Origin of the sequence: Acinetobacter guillouiae CIP 63.46 (genome assembly GCF_000368145.1) — a bacterium.
In the GTDB taxonomy this organism is placed as follows: domain Bacteria; phylum Pseudomonadota; class Gammaproteobacteria; order Pseudomonadales; family Moraxellaceae; genus Acinetobacter; species Acinetobacter guillouiae.
Genome location: NZ_KB849287.1, coordinates 375,266 through 397,878 on the forward strand (window position 1 = coordinate 375,266; position 22,613 = coordinate 397,878).

The window sequence follows — 22,613 nt, forward strand, 5'->3', positions numbered from 1 at the left end:
GCTAGAACTGCGCTGTATTTATGAAGCGGGTAAAATCTGCTGTGCAGCTGTTTCAACTTCATGAATCGCCAATTGAAGTTCATCAAAGCGTTTCATCACGTCTTGGATAAAGGCTTCATCTGCTTTACGGCGCTCTTTGCGTAGCATGGAAATAAATTGTTCAAAATCACCCGTAATGCGTTGCAATTTTGGTGTGCCGACATAACGGGTAGCGCCATATAAGCGATGTAACACATGTTCTAATTGCGGGAAGTCCTCAAGCTCAATGAGTTGCTCAATTTCAGCCAACTCCGTTGGGAAGCTGTCGACTAGCATTTTTAACAAATCTTGTGCGAGATCTTCTTTATTGGCCGCTAAAGCAAGGCTTTGTTTCCAATCTAGAATATAAGAGTCCAGCGCTTCGATATATACTGTATTTTCGATAGGCTGTTGATGTTGAATAAATTTATCGCTTGTCCAATTGGTGAGAATTTGAATAATTTGTTCAATCTGGATCGGCTTGGTTACATAGTCATCCATACCCACTTTGAGTAGTTTTTGTTTTTCATCAGCCAATGCGTGAGCTGTCAATGCAATAATCGGCATTCGCATACCATCTAAGGTAGATTCCAGCGAGCGAATTGCCCGTGTGGTATCAATCCCAGACATGACTGGCATTTGAATATCCATAAAGATAAGATCAAATGGTTTTGCACCTTGTTCAACCCCTTGCTGAATAATGGTTAAGGCTTCTTGACCACTGAGAGCTTTGGTGGTTTTTACATTTAGCTCGCCTAATAGCGCTTCTAGTACGATCAAATTCGGTAAATGATCATCTACTGCTAAAACATGTAAATCTTGCCCTTTAAAGTCTTTATGATGTTCTTGTTCAAAAACAGGCTGATTGCTCAATAGTTGAATCACTGAACTACGACTCAGCGGTTGATACAGTGGACGTGCTTTATATTCAGTCAACATATTTGGATCAAGTGACATTTGATAACCATATACCGCCAAATGACCTTGATAACGACCACGAATTTCTTTAAGTAAGGCTTCAGTATCTCCACTATGATCAACAATCAACCAGGTATTTTCAGTATTTTTTTCTAAGCTATTTAGTCGGCTAAACAGATCTAAAATTGATTGTGCTTCAGTGTGCTGGACTTGATAGTCTTCTAAATAATGACGTAATACATTGGCGGTTGCAGGGTGTGCCAAGAAAGACACTACATTTAAGTTTTTAAATGATGGATGAACAATTTTTTCATCTTCATTTACCGTTAACATGGCAGTAAACCAGAAGGTTGAACCTTTTTCTGTGGGTGCACGTTCTTGGTTATCTTCAAAGCCAATTTGACCATGCATCAAATGTACAAGTTGCTTAGAAATGGCTAAACCGAGTCCTGTACCACCGAATTGGCGAGTGACAGAAGCATCACCTTGAGAGAATGATTCAAATAGTCGTTTACGATCGGTGCCACTTAAACCAATACCACTGTCTTGTACACTAAAGTGCAGCAAACATTGCCCGATATCATCGTGTTCCATGCGCGCACGAACAATAATTTCACCATCAGGGGTGAATTTAATCGCATTGGAAATAAGATTGGTCAGCACCTGTTTAAAGCGTAAGGCATCGCCAATGACATGTTTAGGCACATTGTCGGCAAAATAGAATGCCATCTCGATATGCTTTTGCGCTGCCAATGGAGAGAGCATATCCATCACATCGAAAATTGCTTCTTCAAGATCAAAAGGTGCGGTTTCGAGTTCTAATTTACCTGCATCAATTTTTGAGAAATCGAGTACATCATTAATCAATGCCAATAAATGTGCAGAAGACTTACGGATGGTCTGTAAATATAAACTTTGATCATTGCTTAAATTGTCTTGGCGCAACATCAAATGAATAAAGCCATCAATACTATTTAATGGGGTACGTAATTCATGACTGATATTGGCAAGGAAGACCGACTTCGCCTGATTGGATGAAATCGCCTGATCACGGGCTTGTTTATAGGTAATGTTCTGGACTTCTAAGGTGTCTAATGTACGACGTAAGTCATCTTCTGTTTGTTCAGTATGTTCTTTTAGCTCAAGGAAGCTGAAATGTAGCCGTTTCACTACATTGGCAATATCACGCTGTAATAAGCGCAGTTCCCCAGTACTGTTGATCACCATATGTTGATCAAGCGTATCTGCATTTAAGCGTTGCAATTGCATCCGAATTTCGTACATCGGTGCAATCCAGCGTCTTGAATAGAAGTTTAGACACAATAGAAGCAACAATAGCGTTAATAAGGCAGTTGTAATCAACACGATCATGACACGATAATGTGAAATTTCTAAAGGTTGATTATCAAGTTCAATCACCAACCACATATTTTCAGCAGATTTGCTGGGATTAAGTTTAATCCCATAAATATTGTTGTACTTATTTTGAATTGGCCCAAAGAAAGTGCCTGATTTTGGAATTTTTGGCCAAGCACGTTGATTTTGGTAGCCTACACTTAAATGATTAACGTTATTTTCATCTAAAATCGCTGCACTAAGTAAATGCTTTTCGTTAAACATTTTTTGTAAAATGCTTTCAGCTTTGGCGTGTTGAATTGGATCCTGTTCCATGACTGCGGTGAGTTGCTCAGCAGTATATTGGTAACGGCTCAATATCGCGATGGCTTGGAAGCGCTGTTTAGACTTGGCAGCAGCTGATGTTTCAGAAAGAACCAGTGCTGTACCAACACATGCCAAAATCATAATTGGCACGAAAATTAACGCAATAAGTTGACCATAAGCGTGATTGAGTTTTAAGCGTTTAAATAGTTTTTTATTGAAATTCGACATTGTTCCAGCAACTCATTGCCCATGGCAAAGATATTAACATGCTTTAATCATCCTGCATGACAATATGACTAAAAATCTTGTGAATTGAAAACGAGTTATGCTGTTTTATAGATAACTTTATCATTTCTAATTCTAAGTAAAGTTTATTTTTTTATATGTATTTAATTTTATTCAATAAAGAAAATCATGCTCCTACTTGGGTGTGTTGATATATATGAATTTAGTTTGATCATTCCAAGCAAAATGAAACGGAAAGATGTGCAGTATGTTTCTTTTTTTCATACAATATGCCCACCTCGATATAGGTGCAACCGATGAGTCACACACAACCTGATTTCTTAGCCGACGAATTTTTGTTAGATCACTATGTAGGAAAAACTCCTCTGGTGCGTTTACAACGTTTGGCAAGTCATACTCAAGCAACAGTATTGGCAAAGCTAGAAGGCAATAATCCTGCTGGTTCTGTTAAAGATCGTCCTGCATATAACATGATCATGAAAGCTGAACAGCGTGGTCAAATTAAGCCGGGTGATACGTTGATCGAGGCGACGAGTGGAAATACTGGGATTGCGTTGGCAATGGTCGCCGCAATGCGTGGTTATAAAATGAAATTGATCATGCCAGGGAACTCTAGCCAAGAGCGTAAAGATGCGATGCGTGCCTATGGGGCTGAATTGATCGAAGCAACCAATATGGAGGTTGCGCGTGATATGGCTTTGCAAATGCAAAGTGAAGGCCAAGGTTTAGTATTAAATCAGTTTGGCAACCCAGACAATGTGGAAGCACACTACCTGACTACAGGCCCTGAAATTTGGCAACAAACCGCAGGGAAAATCACCCATTTCGTGAGCTCTATGGGCACAACGGGCACGATCATGGGGATCTCTAAATATTTAAAAGAACAAAATCCAGATATTCAAATTATCGGATTACAACCTTCAGAAGGTTCAAATATTGCGGGTATTCGTCGTTGGCCACAAGAATACTTACCGACTATTTTTGATCCAAGCCGTGTCGATCAGATCATGGATATTCCGCAAATTGAAGCAGAAAAAACCGCACGCCGTTTAGCACGTCAAGAAGGCATTAGTGCTGGGACTTCTTCAGGTGGTGCTGTATGGGCATCGGTTAAAATTGCTGAAGAAAATCCAGACGCAGTGATTGTCTGTATTGTCTGTGACAGAGGTGATCGTTATCTTTCTACAGGTTTGTTCTCTGTTGAGGATGAAGAATAGTTGCTTCGAAGTCATAAATTGCTTCATGATGGCAAACTTGAGTATTGAGTAAAGCTTTTATGCGTCTTCCAGTTTTAGTTTTTGATATCGAAACCCTGACCGATCTTAAGTCTGGGGCGCATTTATATGGCTTGGATTTACCACAGGACGATTTAGAACAGGCGTTGGCAAAACTACGCCGTCAAGAATCGGGGATGGATTTTCAGCGCTTGGCTTTACATGAAATTGTTTGTATTTCGGGATTGTGGATTGATGAAAATGGTGTGATGAAACTGTTTTCATTTAGTCGAGAGCACTATACTGAAACTGAAATTTTACAAAAATTTTTATCTATCTTTGATAAAAGACATCCAACACTCGTGAGCTGGAATGGTTCACAGTTTGATTTGCCTGTGATTTTATTCCGCGCCATGTATCATGGACTATCTGCGCCAAGTTTGTTCGATCAAGGTGAGATTGACACACAAAAAAGGTATAATAACTATCAGAACAGATACCACAACCGTCATGTCGACTTAATGGATGTCATGGCGATGTTTAATGGACGTCATTTCCAGAAATTGGATGATGTTGCACATTTATTGGGTTATCCCGGTAAACGTGGTATTTCAGGTTATTTTGTTCCCGAATATGTGAATACACAGCAATGGTTGAAACTCACCAGCTATTGCGAAGGTGATGTTTTAAATACATGGTTGATTTTCTTAAGATGGGCTTTGCTTAAAGGTCAGATTTCTTTGCAAGATCACCGTTTATGGATTCAAGCCTCTATTCATTATTTGCAAGGACAAACTCAACAACATGAGTTTTTAAATGTTTGGCGTGAAACCTCACAACGAACTGAATTTACTCAAGCAGATTTTTCCTCCACACCCGATTAGGTATCCCTTTGAAACATAGAGCCAAACCTCGACCATCTCAGCTTCCACAATATATTTTTAAAGTTGAAAGATTGTCACACGAAGGGCGAGGGATTGCGCATTATGGTACAGAACTCAATCATCCAAGTGAAAAGCAGGGTAAAAAAGTTTTTATTCGCTATGCACTGCCTGGTGAAATCGTAAAAGCTCAAGTGACGCGTCAAGTATCCAAACTTGAAGAAGCGGACAGTATTGAATTACTCAGTGAGCCAAATCCACATCGTATTCAACCGATCTGTCCACATTTTGGTACTTGCGGTGGATGCAATATGCAACATATTCATCCAGATGAGCAAATTCGCTTAAAACAAGATGTTTTAAAATCACATCTTAGCCACTTTGCGGGTTTAGTGCCTGAACAGTGGTTAGCGCCATTGCGTTCAACACGTACCGACTATCGACATAAAGCCCGAATAGGGGTGCGTTATTTAGCTAAACAAAATAAATTACTGATGGGTTTTCGTGAAGCACAGAGCAACCACTTAACTGCAATTGAAACCTGTAAAATTTTAGATATTGAATTAGATCAGGCTTTACCTGAAATCAAGGCATTACTCGAAAGTCTAAAAGGCAAAAGCAGCATTGGTCATATAGAATTAGCCAAAGGCGATAGCGAAATTTCATTATTGGTTCGCCATACTGAAAAATTAAAAGCCCATGATGTCAACCTATTGCAACAATATGCGTTACAGAAACAGTGGCAGTTGTATTTGCAACCTGCGGGTGTGGAAAGTGTACAACGTCTAGATGATGCTCAGGCAGACATGCATTTGCATTACCGTTTAAAAGATTTTGATATTGAGTTTGCGTTTAATCCAACAGATTTTACCCAAGTGAATCCCACTGTAAATCCGCAGATGGTTAATCTGGCATGTGATTTGCTTGAGTTGAAAGCAGGTGAAACTGTTTTGGATTTATTTTGTGGATTGGGGAATTTTTCTCTGCCGCTCGCTAAACGTGTGGGTGCTACAGGAAAAGTCATTGCTGTTGAAGGTAGCGAAGCGATGGTGAGGCGTGGTACAGAAAATGCACTGAACAATCGCATAAGCAATGTTAAATTCTATTCACAAGATTTAACAAAAGACTTTTCGCATTATTCTTGGGCAAATCAAGGATTTGATGCATTATTGATTGACCCTCCTCGTGCGGGTGCAGAACAAGTTATGCATTATTTGCCCAAATTTGGTGCGCAAAGAATCGTTTATGTGTCGTGTAATCCCGCAACATTGGCGAGAGATGCTGGAATTTTGGTACAACATGGTTATCAGCTCACTAAAGCCGGTGTGATGGACATGTTTACGCACACAGGGCATGTAGAATCGATTGCTTTGTTTGAAAAGAAATTAGAGATAAACGATTTATAATGAAATATAGAGTTAGAGGAGTAGGGTATGGTCACAGTACGTGAGCAACTTCCTGATCAGCTCAATGAGCTATCAGAGGAAGCGACTGTAGAACATGCCGATGAAGCGCAACAGGCTCTAGCAACTTGGCTAGATCGAGTGCGTGGAATTTTAGACGGTGCTGAACTTAAGCAGTTAGAAGAAGTCGCGCAATTAGTATTACAAAAAGAATTGGCGACCACAGTAAATTCCAGAACCAATACCTTTGCAACAGGCATTGGAATGGCCGATATTCTCGCGCATTTACATGTCGATGAAGATACGCTGGCAGCAGCTGTGCTTTATCGTAGTGTGCGTGAAGATCTCACGACTTTAGAGGAAATACAGCAACAATGCGGTGAGCAGGTTTACAACCTTGTCAAAGGCACTTTGGCGATGGGTAAACTTTCTGAACTGATTGAAAAGAATAAACGTTTAGAAGATCACTTTAATAATAATCAGCGTGAACACCTAACAGGCATCTATAAGATGTTGATTTCTGTGACAGAAGATGTTCGCGTGGTATTGATTAAACTGGCTGAACGTACCTTTGCTTTACGTGAATTGGCGCATTCTTCAAAAGAGCGTCAAGAGCGTGTTGCACGAGAAATTCTCACCATCTATTCGCCTTTGGCGCATCGTTTAGGCATTGCGCAATTAAAGTGGGAGCTCGAAGATCTTGCTTTCCGTTATTTGGCACCTGAACGTTATAAAGAGATTGCTTCTTTACTTAATGAAAAGCGTCTAGAGCGTGAGCAATATATTCAGTTTGTGGTGGATAAACTCAAGAATGAGCTGGCTGGGCATGATATCGAGGCCGAGATTTCAGGTCGGGTAAAACATATTTATTCGATCTACCGCAAAATGAAGAGTAAAAATCTGAGTTTTGATCAGCTTTATGATATTCGCGCGTTACGCGTCTTGGTTAAATCTGTCGCAGAGTGTTATCACGCTTTAGGCATTGTGCATCAAATTTGGCGTCATATTCCTCATCAGTTCGATGACTATATTACCAACCCCAAAGCCAATGGTTATCGCTCTTTACATACTGCGGTGATTGCAGAAAATAAATCTTTGGAAATCCAGATTCGAACCAAAGAAATGCATGAAGAAGCCGAGTTGGGCGTGTGTTCACACTTCAATTATAAAGAAGGCTCGAAAACCACCGACTATTCATTTAATCATCGTTTGCATTCTTTACGTGCAGTGCTTGAACATTATCAAGAACGTACCGAAACCAGTGCACATCCCAATGAAGATGAAACAGAAGATTTTGAACAAATTCAAGATTTTGAAGGTTTTGAAAAAATCTATGTGTTTAGTCGTGATGGGGATATTAAAGAACTACCACGCGGATCGACGGTGCTTGATTTTGCTTATCATGTGCATACTGAGGTCGGCAATAAGTGCTATGCATCACGGGTCAACCAACGCTATGTGCCGTTAACCTATACCTTAAAAACAGGCGAACAGGTTGAGATTTTAACCAAGAAAGATCGAGAACCCAATCGTGATTGGTTGGTTAACTCTTTGGGTTATATTAAAACAGCGCGTGCGCGTGACAAGTTGCGCCACTGGTTTAGACAACAAGATCGCAGTAAAAATTTGGAAGTTGGGCGTGAGTTGCTCAATAAAGAACTTTCACGTTTAGCGATTCACCCGAAAAGTATTGATTTAAGTGATTATTGTAATCATTTCAATGTGAAAACTGGGGATGACATCCTTGTGTCTTTGGTGAGTGGGGAAATTAGCCTTCATGCCTTGATCAATCAAGTCAATCGCCACATGCACTTAGATCAGGATGAACCAGAGCTGGTTTTAAAACCAACATTAAATCCACGCGCAAGTCATACCTTGTCGGCGCATGGAATTTTAATTGATGGTTTGGACAATGTTGAATTACATATTGCACAATGTTGTCAGCCTGTTCATGGTGAGTCAATTGCTGGATATATCACATTGAATCGTGGTGTCAGTATTCACAAGGTTGCATGCCCAGATTATATGCGCATGATCAAGTTAGAACCTGATCGTGCGGTTGAAGCGGATTGGGAAATGCAACCGACACGTGGGCAAAGTGTGCAAATTGTGGTGGAAGCGTATGATCGCCGTGGTTTGTTAAAAGATTTGACCCAAGTGATTTTTTCAGATCAGATCAATATCCGTCAGGTGAATACGATTTCTGAAGCAGATGGTATTGCTAATATGAAATTGTTGATTGAAGTTAAAGGTTTGGCGCAATTGTCTCGCCTCTTAGCAAGATTGGAACAACAGCCTGGCATTATTAGTGCTCGACGTTTGGTTCAAGGTAATTAAGCTATGTTAGCTTGATCAGATTTTATGATTTGAACAATAAAAAACTCGTGAAATGCGAGTTTTTTATTATCTAATATAATGGTTTGCTTTATATAATTGATTTATAAAAAAATTGGTCTCTATTGGGTTGGTTTTTACAGTATTAAAGCTTAGGTTTTAGATTTTCTCGTGAGTATTAAATTGCTAAAGCGATTGATAAATTGAGGGCTAATAGCAGAAAGTGTAAACATTACTTTGGTTTTTAACCCGACTGGGCGATGTGTAGCCGTGAAAAGTGAGCCTTTGGCTTTAACCTGTGCAAACACTTGTTCGGCAACATCTTGGGGCGTGAGACTGACTCCAATATTTTGAATCGCGCCTGCATCCATGTCTGTCACCATCGCTGTTTGGACAAAAAGAGGCATCACATCCAGTACGCGAATACCATATTTTTGCCATTCAATATCTAATCCTTCTGTAATACCGCGTACGGCAAATTTACTGGCAGAATAAGAGACTAAATCTGCTTGTCCATAAATGGCTGATGCTGAGGAAAGATTGATGATACGCGCAAATTTCGCTTGTTTTAGATAGGGAAGTGCGGCATGACAGCCATTTAAAACGCCATTGACATTGATATTGATTGTACGGTGATGAGCACTAATCTCAGTTTTTTCAAAATCTCCAGAATAAAGAATCCCAGCATTATTGACTAAAATGTTGAGACCATTTGCCCATTGAGAAAATTCTTTAAGCGCGGTTTGCCATTGTGCATAATCGCTCACATCTAATTTTCCCGCTTTGGCATTGTCACCCAATTGATCTGCTAAAATTTGAGCCTGCGCTTCATTGATATCATAAATACCAACTTGATAACCTTGTTGGTAGAATAGACGTGCAATCGCAGCCCCAATCCCTTGCGCAGCACCACTAATGAATATGCTTTGACTCATTGCAGCATCCTTTTTAGTTTATTTTGATTGCAAAGAGTTGAACATAAAATATGCATAACAACAAGTGTTGTGCAGTCATTTGTTATTGATCTTAAAGGACATAAAATGCAACAGCTATTCGCCATCATGAAACAATTACGTGCAGAATGCCCTTGGGATCGTGAACAGACACCTGAAAGTTTAACGCGCTATGCGATTGAAGAAGCATATGAAGTGGAAGAAGCAGTACGTTCTGGTGATATAGATGAAATTAAAAATGAATTAGGTGATTTATTGCTACAAGTGGTTTTTCAATCACAGATGTACAGTGAGCAGGGGGCTTTTGATTTTAACGATGTTGTCGATGTACTTTGTCAAAAATTGATTCGACGCCATCCACATGTTTTCCAAAAACAACAATTTGATAATTTAACCCCTGAACAAGTGTCGGTGTTGTGGCAGGAAATTAAACAACAAGAAAAACAGGGCAAAACTCAATCTCGATTAGATGCGGTAAAACATGGTCCCGCTTTATCTCAGGCAGAAAACATTCAAAAAAATGTCGCAAAAGTAGGCTTTGATTTTCCTGATGTGGCGCAGGCCTACGATAAAGTCAAAGAAGAATTGGCAGAGTTTGAAGAGGCGCTGCAATCGGAAAAACCTGATGAAATTATGGAAGAATTTGGTGATTGTTTATTTTCTTTAATCAATGTAGGGCGTAAACTAGGCATTTCAAGTGAGATGGCGCTGTTAGGAACCATTTATAAATTTAAATCTCGCTTTGCTTATATTGAAGATCAAATCAATTTTAAAAATAAAAGATTAGAAGATGCGTCTTTAGAAGAAATGGATCTCCTTTGGGATCAGGCAAAGCAACAATTAAAATCAAAGGTTAGCAATGAGTAATCAGTATTTTTATTTTAATCGTGTAGTAAAACTAATTAAATTATCTTTTTTATTGGTGCTTTTGAGTTGCTCCTTGAGCTTGTATGCACAACAGTTTGATCAAGCTTATCTCAACTGGAAAGCAGAACAACAGGCCCATGATGCAAAATTAAAAAAAGTCGATGATCAATACTATCTTTCGCGACCGAATAGCAAAACATCACCATCGAATAGCAATCACAAAGGCCCATCATCACCTACTCAATCTTTAAACAGCTCAGCTTCAAAAGTCAGTTTAAACTCTGCAAGTGTCGAGCAATTACAACAGCTCACGGGTGTGGGAGCAAAGAAAGCACAGGCGATTATTGCTTATCGCAATCAGAATGGCGGATTTAAAAGTATTGATGACTTAAAAAAAGTGAAGGGGATTGGCGAGAAACTTTTCGAGCAGAATAGGGCACGACTGAGTTTATGATGGGTTTAACAGCCTGTAGATCGACGAATTATCAATAGTCCATAAATTCAAGTGAAGTTTGCGAGAATCAAATTGCCCTTTAGCTGTGTAAGCGATATCATTAGCACAATTATGATTTTTACGTCCTGACGTAGGAGACAGTGTCTTTTGCAAACTTTGCGTGCGTCAAAGTGTGGGTTATCCACCGCTCAATTACCTTCCTCCATTTTAGATGTTATTGATTCTTTAACTAAAGCTGGCTATGAAGCTTATATAGTCGGTGGTGGTGTACGTGATTTAATGCTTGGCTTAAATCCGAAAGACTACGATGCTGTGACCAATGCAACACCTTCACAGGTGAAAGAGGTATTTGGTCGTCGTTGCCGAATTATTGGGCGACGTTTTGAATTGGCACATGTGTATTCAGGTCGTGAATTGATTGAGGTGGCGACATTCCGTGCCCCACCGAAAAAAGCCATTACCTCTGCACAAGGGATGATTTTACGTGACAACAATTGGGGAACAATAGAGCAAGATTTTGCTCGACGTGATTTTTCCATTAATGCCATGTATTACCAACCTCGAAAAGGGGAAGTGCTCGATTTTTGTAATGCTATTGATGATATAAAAACCAAAACTTTAAGACTATTGGGTGATCCAGCACTTCGTTTTGAAGAAGATCCAGTACGGATGTTGCGTACATTACGTTTTGCTGCGAAGTTAAATTTTAGTATAGATCCTAAAATATTAGACGTTTTTACCCAAGAAATGACACAATTGCTGCGTGATGTTTCTCCGCATCGTTTATATGATGAGTCGCAAAAATTATTCACCATGGGACATTTGCATCGTGTGATGCCGATGTTGATTGAATTTGGTATTTGGAAGCAATTATTTGCTGATATTAGCCCTGAGATTACCCAATTTATAGAGCGCGCAGCGAAAAATACCGATCAACGGATTCAAATGGGTAAAACCATTAATCCTGCATTTTTCTATGCGGTATTGCTTTGGAATAATTTCTTAGCGCGTTGTGATTTCTACCATGCTAAAGGTGTAGTTGCTGCAGAAGCACGAGCTCAAGCAGGCTTAGATGTGTTAAAACGTCAAGCGACACGAACCATTATTCCTCGTTTTGCCGAAACCTTTATTCGTGAAGTCTGGGAAATGCAAAGTCGTTTGCTCAACCCGAAACCACAACAGATTGAAGCGCTTTCGGGTCATGCACGTTTCCGTGCAGGATTTGATTTCTTGCTGTTGAGAGAGAAGTCAGGTGATGCTTCTACCAATGGCATGGGTGCATGGTGGGAAGCTTACCAAGACATGTCGACTGATGAGAAAGAACGTGCAATTGGCAGTTATAATCGTCAGCGTGCCAAGAGTCGTAAGAAACTTGCTGAAGTTGCCCCTGTTGAAGATGTAAAAGCAATAGCTTCCACGCAAATTGAACCATTGGTGAAAGAACAAGAATCTCGTAGCCGTCGTTCACGGGCTAAACCAAACTCAACATCATCTCAAGATTTTAGAAGTAGAAGTGATGCTCGAACGGCAGTAAACAAAGGCGAGATTACAGCGGATCATCCAATCACCAAGCGTAGACGCGTACAACGTGATTTAAGCAGTGTGATTTTTGGACCGACACAATCATGATTAAAACCTATATTGGTTTAGGCAGTAATTTAGGTGATTCTGAGCAAATTCTACGGGAAGCTGTAGAAAAACTCAGAAACTTAGGTGTTGTTACTGTTTCAAAGCTGTATCAAAGCCCACCGATGGGGCCTCAAGATCAGCCAAATTATCACAATGCAGTTGCAGAATTACACACTGATTTAGCGCCTTTGGCCTTGCTGGATGAGTTGCAACGTATTGAAAATGAATCGGGTCGAGTACGTTTACGCCGTTGGGGTGAGCGTACTTTAGATTTAGATCTTTTGCTTTATGCTGAAAAAAACATTATAAATGAGCGGCTCACAGTACCGCATATTGGTATTTTAGAGCGTGATTTTGTGGTGATTCCATTGTTGGATCTCGATCCTGAGCTTCAAGTCAATGGACAATCATTGCAAAAGTTAGATTTCGTGCAACATTCAACCCTTAGTGTTTTAGCAGATCAGTCATGGGCTGATTAAAGGATTGAATGGGCAGAGGAACTCTCATTGATAGAGGAATATCGTCATGATTAGCCTAAGTGATTTAAGACAATTCAAAACTCAGGGACGTAAATTTTCATGCTTAACTTGCTATGATGCAAGTATGGCAAAAGGTATGGAAGTTGCTGAGATTGACACCATTTTGATTGGTGATTCTTTAGGGATGACAATCCAAGGGCATGATTCTACCTTGCCTGTGACTGTTGCAGATATGGCCTATCATACTGCTGCTGTACGTCGTGCAAATCAACATGCGTTTGTCCTGTGTGATTTACCCTTTATGAGTTATGCCACGCTTAATGATGCGTTGCTCAATTCAAAAACCGTGATGCAAGCGGGCGCTCAAATGGTGAAAATTGAGGGCGGTGAGTGGCTGGCTGAAACTGTAGAAGTTTTGACACGAAATGGTATTCCTGTTTGTGTACATTTGGGTTTAACACCACAATCGGTGCATGTTTTTGGTGGTTATAAATTACAAGCGAAAACACGTGAATCAGCAGATCAACTGATTGCGGACTGTAAAGCTGTAGTCGAGGCAGGTGCCGCTGTGTTATTGCTCGAATGTGTTCCGGCACAGATGGGTAAAGAAATTGCTGAATTATTCCCACACGTTCCTGTGATTGGCATTGGTGCTGGTGCAGATACCGATGGTCAAGTACTTGTGGTGCAAGATATGCTTGGTTTGACGTTTGGTAAAGTGGCACGTTTTGTACGTAATTTTATGAAAGAACAAGCAGGGGAAACTGCAATCGTGGATGCATTTAAGGCATATCATGTTGCTGTACAAGAGCAATCATTCCCTGCCAAAGAACATACTTTCCAAGTAGAGCTGTAAACATGAAGACAGAAACGACCATTCAAGGATTAACAGCATCACTTCAGCCTGCTCGATCGGCACGTAAAATCATTGGTTTTGTACCGACGATGGGAAATCTACATCAAGGCCACTTAAATCTGGTTCGTGAAGCGCGTAAATTATGTGATGTGGTGGTGGTCAGTATTTTCGTCAATCCAATCCAATTTGGACCGAATGAAGATTTTGATAATTATCCTCGTACACTTGAGCAAGACAGTAATTTACTTGCTGAAGTGGGTTGCGACATTGTTTTTGCACCTTCTGTGGAACAAATGTATGGTAAATTCCCGCGCTTAACCAATATCAGTGTGGGCGAAATTACCAATGATTTGTGCGGTTTACAACGTCCCGGTCATTTTGATGGTGTCGCTGTCGTTGTCACCAAATTGTTTAATATTGTACAGCCGAACTTTGCATTTTTTGGACAGAAAGATTATCAACAATTGGCTGTGATTAAGCAGGTTGTTCGTGATTTGAATATGCCAATTGAAGTGATTGGTGTGCCAATTGCACGTGCTGAAGATGGTTTGGCCTTAAGTTCTCGTAATGGTTACTTATCTGAACAAGATCGTCAAACAGCTCCTGTTATTTTTAAGAGCTTAACGACTGCTGAACAAGATTTACATGCAGGTAAAGCACTTGCAGATGTCTTGGCACAAATTCGTGAAAGTTTAAATGATGCAGGGTTAATTGTGGATTATGTCGAAGCACGTAGCCCAGCGTTGCAAAAAGTTGAACAATTCGACCAAGATGTTGTATTGTTTGTTGCAGCGAAATTAGGCAAGACTCGTCTGATTGACAATTTACAAGTAAAACATTTTACATAAACTTTGCTTTTAGGATCGCCATGCCATGAAGCGCATACTTATCGTAACAGGACAGTCTGGTTCAGGTAAATCATCTGCTTTGCAGGTGCTTGAAGATTTGGGTTATTACTGTATCGATAATTTGCCTTTGGCATTGCTTCCTGAAATCGTTGAAAAGCTGGATAGAGAAAACAATTTAGAGTTATTGGCACTCGGTGTCGATGTTCGAAGTGCCAAAGAAGATTTACAAGGTTTTGATCAGGTTTTTCAACAGTTACAGAAACATGGTAGTGTAGACGTTATTTATTTAACGACTCGTGATCAGGAGTTGATTTCGCGTTTTAGTGCATCGCGACGTCCACATCCTTTATCAAACCGCTTCCAAAGTTTGAATGAATGTATTCAAGAAGAAAAAAATTTATTGCTCCCAATTCAACTGCGAGCAACAGTACATATCGATACAACGGATAAAAGTGTACACGATTTAAAAGATACCTTATTGTCCAAACTGGGACAGTCCGATAAACTCATTTTAATTTTGCAATCTTTTGGTTATAAACATGGTATTCCATTAGATGCAGATTTTGTTTTTGATGTAAGGCATTTGCCGAATCCACATTGGGATTTAGAGTTACGTAAATATTCGGGTTTAGATGAACCAGTACGTAAATTTTTAGAAGCCAGCGAGCAAGCAAATGAGATGTATCAAGACATCTATCAGTTTTTAAATAAGTGGTTGCCTGCTTTTTCGGAAGGTCATCGTCACTATATTACAGTGTCAATTGGCTGTACGGGGGGGCAACATCGTTCGGTTTATATTGTGGATAGGTTGAAAAAGGCTCTTGAGTCGAAATGGACTATTCAGGTATTACATAGAGAAATGAAGCACTGGTCATGATTGACACAACTGTTGACGTAATTAATAAATTAGGATTACATGCGCGTGCATCTGGAAAACTAATCGAAGTCACGACTAAATTTAAATGCTCTATTCAAATTGGTAAGGGTGACAAGTTAGTCGATGCCAAGAATATCCTTTCTTTACTTATGCTCGGAGCTGGTAAAGGAACCACCTTGCGTCTAGTGATTGATGGTGCAGATGAAGAAAAAGCTTTGTCTGAAGTTCAAGCACTGTTCGCAGATAAATTTTACGAGGCAGAATAATCGTGGCACGTCGTCCGCAACGTTTTACTGAAGATGATTTTGAGTCTTTAGAAGGGCGTGCAAGTAAAACCGAACAGAAAAAAGCTGTACAACGTATGGCTGCTTTAGGTGAACAACTCGCAGAGTTGTCGAAGAAACAAATTGAATCTTTACCTGTTGAAGATCGGTTGATTGAGGCTTTGCTTGATGTGCAATTGATCACATCTTTTGAAGCACGTCGCCGTCAATTTCAACGGATTGGTAAGCTTTTGCGTAATGAAGATGAAGCCATCATTTTGTCTTATTTAACCCCTAAACAAGGGATTAAAAAGTTGGCGCAATTGGATCGTTGGGTTGATCGAATGATTGAACAGCGTGATCCTGCAATTAAAGAATTCTGTAAATCTTACAATGCTGCAGAAAGTCATTCTTTACGTCAGCATGTATTGCGCATTCATCGGGATATCACCCGCCAAGCCACTGCTGAAGAATTAGCGGCTTCTAAACTTAAGTTATTAAATTATGCCCAACAAGTGGCTTTGATTTCGGATAATTCCAAGTAAACTATCGTGACAAATAAAAAACGACCCTTTTGGGTCGTTTTTTATATTTAGCCGAGATAGATTAAACTTTTGATGGCATCATGGGCATGTTTTCGCCTGCTTTAAATTCTGGCTGGAATTTAACAACGCATTTACCATCGATGATTTTGTCATTCATTTTTACTTGAATTGCCTTGCCATCAGTTTGGCCTGCACATGATTTTTGAATCGCATCCCACTGTGCTTTACGTTCTGCACGTTTTTGTGCAAATTCTTGCTTAATTTGAGCACGTTGCTCTTCGGTCATGTCTTTCATACGTGGTCCTTCATGATGCATCATACGGCCACGTTGTTCTCCATCACGACGGTAATCCTGTTTCATTTCTTTCATCGCCTTGTGATCAGGCTTGAATACGATATTACATGTACCATTAATATTTTGCTGACCTGCTGTCACCTGAACCGTTTGACCAATTGCTTTGCCATCACAGGCTTTTTGCATTTGTTGGCGTAACGCTTTATGTTGAGCACGTTTCTGTTTCATTTCTTCGCGTTGTTCTGGTGACATTTTATGATGTCCACCATGCATCATTGGACGGCCATCTGGACCTTCTTTAGGACCAGGATTGGATTGACAGGCCGTCAAAGCCCCTGCAGTTAAAATACTTGCTGATACCAGTGCGATTTTTGTCATTGCTTTCATTGTTACTACTCCAATGAATATTTTGATGTTCTGTTGATACAGTAAAGATTAAATAATAATGATGTAGAAACAATGGAGAGAATTTTGAGCAACTGTTGGGTACAATGTTGAAATGAGAAGAAAAACGTGAGACCAGTTTTGAAAATACGTCGAGTTCCCATTGCATTACGCTTATTTCTGACCGTTTTATTGACAACTTTAGTCATTACAACAGTGAGCTTGGGTGTTTTACATTGGACCATGCAAAAGAACTTTGCCAGATATGTTGCAGATGTTGAAATGCAGAAACTTGATCATCTGATCGAAAACTTGGCAGATGTATATGGAGTCTATCAAGACTGGGGTAACGCGGTTCAAGCACAGATTTTGCAAATTGAAGGTGATGCTGCGCCTGATGATTATGATAAATTATCACGCTGGTGGCTACGTCGTCAGTATGATATCGCTTTACAGCAACGCTACTTTAAAGAACATACAATGGTGGCGACTTTGGGACAAACGGACGGTGCCGTTCATAAGTCTCAACTGGATAAAGAAGAACTGAAAATTCTCGAAGAAAATTTACCCTCAGCTTATCAACCTTTTGAAGGTTTGAAATTTCCGCTTAGTTCAAATCAAAACTTATATAGACCCTCAGATCGTAAAGCAAATAAACCGCCTATAGGCAAAGATAAAGGTCATCTTTCAGCAGGACATGAAGCACCAGCTTCTGCAGCGAAAGAAGCGCCAACGCGAGATTCGATGCGAACGGTAAATCCGCAGAATGGCAAAAAGATATTTGTGTCATTGCCTGACCGTTTGGGGCTGAGTTCACGACTTTCTTTATATGATGCAAAACAACAGTTTATTTTAGGTGAACCGTCAGATGATCAGGTGTCTTATCGTCCGATTTTAGTCAATGACGAAGTGGTCGGTTACTTGGGTTTAAAACCAGTTTTAGATCAGGATGATGCGCTGAGTATTAACTTCTTTAGTAATCAAAAGCGTTATTTAGTGCTGATTTATATCTTCACCTTCTTATCAAGCTTGGTTGCCGCATTGTTATTGGCGACTTATTTTAAAACACCGATTCAACGTTTATTGAACGCAACTCGCGAATTAACCAAAGGTAACTACCAGCATCAAGTGGTGATTAACCGCAATGATGAATTAGGAGACTTGTCAACAGAGTTAAATCAACTGGCTGTCATTCTCGACCAGCATGAAACATCACGCCGTCAGTGGGTTGCTGATACTTCACATGAATTAAAAACGCCATTAGCAGTATTACAAGCACAGATTGAAGCCATGCAGGATGGAATTCGCAAGCCGACACCAGAACATTTTGAAGCGATGTTACGTCAGGTCACGAGCTTGAAAAAGCTGACACAGGATTTAGCCGATTTGGCGCAAGCTGAAGCACAACAATTAAAATGCTACTTTGCAGAAATTGATCCTTGGTTGGTGGTTTTACAGGAAATCGAGAATTTTAAACCTAAATTTGAACAGGCTGATTTAACAATTTCAGCCACAGGTGAGGGAGCGAAATTACAATTAGATATAGATCGCTTTAAGCAAATTATGGTCAACTTACTTGGAAATAGTATTCGCTATACTGAAGCAGGTGGTGAAGTCCAAGTGCATACAGAGCAAGATGCAGATTCTTGGAGTGTGATCGTTGATGATAGCCCAGTGGGTTTGAGTGATGAACAGATTGTACACTTGGGCGAACGTTTCTATCGTGTGGATAATTCACGTACACGTAGTACAGGCGGTACAGGATTGGGATTGGCTTTATCAGGTAAAATTGCACAAACACTCGATGGTCAGCTTACTTTTGATCATTCGCCATTAGGCGGTTTGCGTTGCAAACTGACATTTTCAAAACATACTAAAGTTTAAACAGGAATAGTACAACATGAAGCATATCATGCTGGTAGAGGATGAAGTTGAACTTGCGCAATTGGTGCGGGATTATCTAGAAGCAGCGGGCTTTGAAGTCAGTATGTTTCATGATGGTCAAGAAGCTTATGACAGCTTTCTGCAACGCAAGCCAAGTTTAATGGTGTTGGATTTGATGGTTCCGCGTATGGATGGTTTGACCATTTGCCGTAAAGTGCGTGAGCAAACCGACTTACCGATTATCATGGTGACTGCACGAACTGAAGAAATCGATCGTGTCTTGGGTTTAAATATGGGAGCAGATGACTATGTCTGTAAACCTTTTAGCCCAAAAGAGTTGGTGGCACGTGTACAAGCGGTATTACGCCGTTTAGAACGTAAAGCTGAACCTGAAGCCAATGACTTATTTCGTATTGATAAAGCACAACAACGTATCTGGTATCAACAAAAATCGTTGAATTTAACGCCAACTGAATTCCGCCTTTTAGAGCTTTTCCTCGAACATTTGGGACAAGTCTATTCTAGAGCGCAACTTTTAGACCATATTAACCCAGATAGTTTTGATGTTGCTGACCGTGTTATTGATAGTCATATCAAGAACTTACGTCGTAAAATATCTGAAGCAGCGGAAACCGGAAATCGTCATGAATGGGTACAAGCTGTTTATGGCGTAGGCTACCGTTTTGAATATCCAGAAGATTAAGTTTTCGACATTTTAAGTTCATCGTTGTGGATAAACACAGGTTTATCCACAGATATTGTGGGTAAATGTTTATAAATGTAAAAAGTTATGTTTGAAAAATAAACATATAACTTTATGTTTATTGATACATTCTAATTTTGACTGAATCGTGAGTAGATAGAGGTTAGGTCTGTTGATCTAATGTGCGATCCAAAGCCCGCTAATTATTTAATGTGTTGATAAACCGCCAATACCTGCTTTTGGGCTTTGGTCAGGCTCTTGCTCACAAGCTCATAAGAGCCTTCAACCAAGTCTTGAATCAGATCAGCACTGATCTGTTCGCCTTCATAGACTGAAATCCAATGACGTTTATTCATATGGTAGCCCACCTGAATCGAGGGGTAGAGATCTCTCAACATTTCGCCATGATCAGGTTCAACTTTTAAATTAATCAGTTTTTTGCCATGCAGTTCAGAGCCTAACATAAACATTTTTCCCATCACTTTAAAAACAGGAACATCCTCACCAAAAGGATAGTCAAGTTCGGATTTAGGCAAATGTGACGCAATCTTAAATGCTAAAGTTCGGATTTCTTCACCAGTCATCACTGTCTCTTTTTAAAATATTATTTATGAATAAATGCTAATCACTGTTCCATCATCGACCAGTTTCCAAATTTCATCCATATCTATATTTCTAACGGCAATACACCCCCATGTCCAGTCATTTCTAGGTAAGTAGGTCATTAAACTGGGGAGTTTTTCCACTTGTGAGCGTGTTGCTGAACCATGAATCATAATGTCACCACCAGGAGAAACGCCAAATTGGTTGGCTTTAGATTTATCCTGTTGGTTTGGATAGGACACATGCAGCGATTTATAAAATGCACTATTGGGATTACGCCAATCTAGAATATAACGACCTTCAGGGGTTTTTCCATCACCTTCTTTAACTTTATGTCCAATAGGATCAAAGCCTAAGCGCATTGGATATGTTCGTATGTCTTGATCATGATGCATGAGTTTAACAATACGATCCGATTTATAAACTTTAACTTCGGTGATTGGCGTGTTTTGACGAAGACGTTGAATCTCTTGCTCAGATAAATTCTGCACATGTATGGCAGCATTTGCGGTTGGAATAAATTGATTATATTTTTGATAAGTCCAGACACTTGCTATAGCTATAGCCAAAAGAATCAAGCATGGAATGAGGTATTTTTTATTCATTTTAGAATACTAATGTTGTAAAACCCTGTATTGCCTAAATTTTATTCATTCTAAAGACAAAAGCTGTAGTTAATTTGTGATTGTGGATTTATCCTGTGGATAAACACAAGTTTATCCACAGAAATTGTGGGTAACTATGATGGGGCAGATCAAAGAAAGTGATTCGGCAATTTATTTGATCAAGAAGAACAACTCACTATCACTTCTGGAACGTCGCTCGGTAAAGGCGCTAAATCTTTGGCTGTTTCTAAATCCGTTTGTTTGGTAAACGGTTGACTAAGCAATTTAAATAGACGATCAACCTCAGAAAAATCATCACGTTCAGCCTGTTCAATGGCTGTTTGTAGCATATGATTTCTTAAAATATAGACTGGATTGGCCTTTTTCATTTCCGCATCAAGTACATCAATATCTTGCTGCTCACGAATACTGTGATATTGCGTCAAGAAGTTTTCAAATTGAAAGCGATCTAGGCAATCATCTTTAATGGCTTCGTATTCTTTATTCTGTAAGCGAAGAAAACTGTCGGTATAGTCGAGTTGCTCACTTTGTAGAATTCTTAAAAATGCCATACCACAATCAAAACTATCTTTGTGGAAGGCAGGTAGTCCAAGTTTTTGGCATAGCCCATGGGTATAATGTTCTAGAAAGGTCGGTTCAAAATGCTCTAAACATTCGACGAGGTCTTGCTTAAATTGTTCTTTATTTTCTGCTTGTGCCAGTGGAATTAAATTGTTTAACCAATTCCATAAGTTCCAATGTGCAATACTTGGTTGGTTTTGGTAGGTATAACGACCATTGTAATCACTATGATTGTTGATCCAATTGGGACGGAAACGCTCCATAAAACCATAAGGGCCAAAATCGAGGGTAGAACCTGTAATATTGAGATTATCTGTATTCATAACCCCATGTGCAAAACCCACCAATTGCCATTTTGCGATCATGACAGCGGTGTTTTGAATCACTTGCGTTGCAAATGCTAGAACAGTGTCTTCAAACTTTTGCTGTTCAGTATTCAAACATTGTGGATAGTGCCATTCAATACATTTTTGGGTAAATTCAGTGAGTAATTCAGGCTGATATTGATTGATCCATTCAAAATGCCCTAAACGGATGTGGCAATCCGAAGTGCGTAACATCATTGCACCAAGTTCAAGTTTTTCTCGTTGTACGCCTTGGGTTGAAGAAGTAAAGCCTACGGAATTGCTTGAAGGAACCCCCAGTGCATTGAGTGCATGACCCGCTAGATATTCACGAATCACAGAACGTAATACAGCACGTCCGTCTCCCATACGAGAGTAGGGGGTTGAGCCTGCACCTTTTAAATGTAGGTCAATGGTTTGACCTTGTCGATTTAAAATTTGCGCTATCAATAGGCCACGCCCATCCCCCAATTGACCTGCCCATTGTCCAAATTGATGCCCTGCATAAACCATGGCAAGGGGATGAAATTCAGCAAAGGTTTTTTGTCCGCTACAAATTTCGACCCATTGGGCTTTTTCATCTTCAGACCATTGTAATTCATCCGCAAGCGCAGCATTAAAATGCCCAGCCTTTGCACCTTTCAGTGGACTAGGCATTTGCTCATGGTAGAGCTTTGAATCGAGAGATGGATAACGTGGGGCAAATTGCATAGCGATCGGTCACAATGGTTTTACTTGTCCCTCTCAATATAGCAAAGTTTTAAGC

The 22,613-nt window shown here is 39.9% G+C and carries 21 protein-coding genes; 15 read left to right on the plus strand and 6 right to left on the minus strand.

From position 1 onward, the window contains the following. Nucleotides 1-18 precede the first annotated feature (18 nt). Entirely contained in the window at nucleotides 19-2,826 is a 2,808-nt protein-coding gene (locus F981_RS22000) for a GacS-like sensor histidine kinase (RefSeq protein ID WP_004725908.1), read from the minus strand. 314 nt (nucleotides 2,827-3,140) lie between these two features. Between F981_RS22000 and cysM the strand changes: the two genes are divergently transcribed. The 4 genes from cysM to F981_RS22020 are packed head-to-tail and all read left to right on the plus strand — an operon-like array spanning nucleotide 3,141 to nucleotide 8,679. Then, entirely contained in the window at nucleotides 3,141-4,061 is a 921-nt protein-coding gene (gene cysM / locus F981_RS22005; protein ID WP_004725909.1) for a cysteine synthase CysM, read from the plus strand. Nucleotides 4,062-4,120: 59 nt separating this feature from the next. Next, a complete protein-coding gene (locus tag F981_RS22010; RefSeq protein ID WP_004725911.1) occupies nucleotides 4,121-4,942 on the plus strand; it encodes a 3'-5' exonuclease in 822 nt (273 codons plus the stop codon). Between the two features lie 8 nt (nucleotides 4,943-4,950). Further along, nucleotides 4,951-6,345: a 23S rRNA (uracil(1939)-C(5))-methyltransferase RlmD gene (gene rlmD / locus F981_RS22015; protein ID WP_004725913.1), complete on the plus strand. Its 1,395-nt coding sequence runs from the start codon at nucleotides 4,951-4,953 to the stop codon at nucleotides 6,343-6,345. A 27-nt stretch (nucleotides 6,346-6,372) separates the two neighbouring features. Further along, complete coding sequence (locus F981_RS22020; protein ID WP_004725915.1) at nucleotides 6,373-8,679, plus strand: RelA/SpoT family protein; 2,307 nt, start codon at nucleotides 6,373-6,375, stop codon at nucleotides 8,677-8,679. Between the two features lie 149 nt (nucleotides 8,680-8,828). On the opposite strand, the gene F981_RS22025 is transcribed toward F981_RS22020, so the two are convergent. Continuing rightward, a complete protein-coding gene (locus F981_RS22025) occupies nucleotides 8,829-9,611 on the minus strand; it encodes an SDR family oxidoreductase (protein ID WP_004725917.1) in 783 nt (260 codons plus the stop codon). 105 nt (nucleotides 9,612-9,716) lie between these two features. Here F981_RS22025 and mazG point away from each other — a divergent pair, with 105 nt between their 5' ends. The 9 genes from mazG (at nucleotide 9,717) to yjgA (ending at nucleotide 16,447) form a co-directional block, all read left to right on the plus strand. After that, on the plus strand, nucleotides 9,717-10,496 hold the full coding sequence (gene mazG, locus F981_RS22030) for a nucleoside triphosphate pyrophosphohydrolase (protein ID WP_004725919.1): 780 nt from the start codon (nucleotides 9,717-9,719) through the stop codon (nucleotides 10,494-10,496). Beyond that, nucleotides 10,489-10,950, plus strand: a complete 462-nt coding sequence (locus F981_RS22035; RefSeq protein ID WP_004725921.1) for a ComEA family DNA-binding protein — start codon at nucleotides 10,489-10,491, stop codon at nucleotides 10,948-10,950. The genes mazG and F981_RS22035 overlap by 8 nt, the downstream gene beginning before the upstream one ends. Nucleotides 10,951-11,097: 147 nt before the next feature. Continuing rightward, nucleotides 11,098-12,579, plus strand: coding sequence for a polynucleotide adenylyltransferase PcnB (pcnB, locus tag F981_RS22040; protein WP_004725923.1), 1,482 nt, complete (start codon nucleotides 11,098-11,100; stop codon nucleotides 12,577-12,579). Next, the gene (gene folK / locus F981_RS22045; protein WP_035371916.1) at nucleotides 12,573-13,058 is read left to right on the plus strand and encodes a 2-amino-4-hydroxy-6-hydroxymethyldihydropteridine diphosphokinase; all 486 of its coding nucleotides are present in this window, start codon (nucleotides 12,573-12,575) and stop codon (nucleotides 13,056-13,058) included. Before pcnB ends, folK begins: the two co-directional genes overlap by 7 nt. 46 nt (nucleotides 13,059-13,104) lie before the next feature. Continuing rightward, nucleotides 13,105-13,914 (plus strand): 3-methyl-2-oxobutanoate hydroxymethyltransferase, encoded by an 810-nt coding sequence (panB, locus tag F981_RS22050; protein WP_004725927.1) that lies wholly within the window; start codon nucleotides 13,105-13,107, stop codon nucleotides 13,912-13,914. A 2-nt stretch (nucleotides 13,915-13,916) separates the two neighbouring features. Beyond that, the gene (gene panC / locus F981_RS22055; RefSeq protein WP_004725929.1) at nucleotides 13,917-14,762 is read left to right on the plus strand and encodes a pantoate--beta-alanine ligase; all 846 of its coding nucleotides are present in this window, start codon (nucleotides 13,917-13,919) and stop codon (nucleotides 14,760-14,762) included. A 25-nt stretch (nucleotides 14,763-14,787) separates the two neighbouring features. Next, entirely contained in the window at nucleotides 14,788-15,639 is an 852-nt protein-coding gene (rapZ, locus tag F981_RS22060; protein ID WP_004725931.1) for an RNase adapter RapZ, read from the plus strand. Next, nucleotides 15,636-15,905 (plus strand): HPr family phosphocarrier protein, encoded by a 270-nt coding sequence (locus tag F981_RS22065; protein WP_004725933.1) that lies wholly within the window; start codon nucleotides 15,636-15,638, stop codon nucleotides 15,903-15,905. Before rapZ ends, F981_RS22065 begins: the two co-directional genes overlap by 4 nt. A 2-nt stretch (nucleotides 15,906-15,907) precedes the next feature. Next, nucleotides 15,908-16,447, plus strand: a complete 540-nt coding sequence (gene yjgA, locus F981_RS22070; protein ID WP_004725935.1) for a ribosome biogenesis factor YjgA — start codon at nucleotides 15,908-15,910, stop codon at nucleotides 16,445-16,447. Nucleotides 16,448-16,508: 61 nt separating this feature from the next. Here the strand turns inward: yjgA and F981_RS22075 are convergent, their stop codons facing one another. Further along, a complete protein-coding gene (locus F981_RS22075; RefSeq protein WP_004725937.1) occupies nucleotides 16,509-17,129 on the minus strand; it encodes a hypothetical protein in 621 nt (206 codons plus the stop codon). Nucleotides 17,130-17,267: 138 nt separating this feature from the next. On the opposite strand from F981_RS22075, the gene baeS reads away from it, so the two are divergent. Together baeS and F981_RS22085 are read left to right on the plus strand one after the other, a co-directional pair. Continuing rightward, nucleotides 17,268-19,010: a sensor histidine kinase efflux regulator BaeS gene (gene baeS, locus F981_RS22080; RefSeq protein WP_035371923.1), complete on the plus strand. Its 1,743-nt coding sequence runs from the start codon at nucleotides 17,268-17,270 to the stop codon at nucleotides 19,008-19,010. 16 nt (nucleotides 19,011-19,026) lie between these two features. Further along, nucleotides 19,027-19,713 carry a response regulator gene (locus F981_RS22085; RefSeq protein WP_004725942.1) on the plus strand — a complete coding sequence of 229 codons (687 nt, stop codon included), beginning with the start codon at nucleotides 19,027-19,029 and terminating at the stop codon, nucleotides 19,711-19,713. Between the two features lie 203 nt (nucleotides 19,714-19,916). Here F981_RS22085 and F981_RS22090 read toward each other — a convergent pair whose 3' ends face one another. The 3 genes from F981_RS22090 to F981_RS22100 form a co-directional block, all read right to left on the minus strand. Beyond that, the gene (locus F981_RS22090) at nucleotides 19,917-20,297 is read right to left on the minus strand and encodes an MmcQ/YjbR family DNA-binding protein (protein ID WP_004725945.1); all 381 of its coding nucleotides are present in this window, start codon (nucleotides 20,295-20,297) and stop codon (nucleotides 19,917-19,919) included. Between the two features lie 24 nt (nucleotides 20,298-20,321). Continuing rightward, nucleotides 20,322-20,921, minus strand: a complete 600-nt coding sequence (locus F981_RS22095; RefSeq protein WP_004725948.1) for a L,D-transpeptidase family protein — start codon at nucleotides 20,919-20,921, stop codon at nucleotides 20,322-20,324. A 179-nt stretch (nucleotides 20,922-21,100) separates the two neighbouring features. Next, nucleotides 21,101-22,558, minus strand: coding sequence for a protein adenylyltransferase SelO (locus F981_RS22100; RefSeq protein ID WP_004725951.1), 1,458 nt, complete (start codon nucleotides 22,556-22,558; stop codon nucleotides 21,101-21,103). Nucleotides 22,559-22,613: the final 55 nt, after the last annotated feature.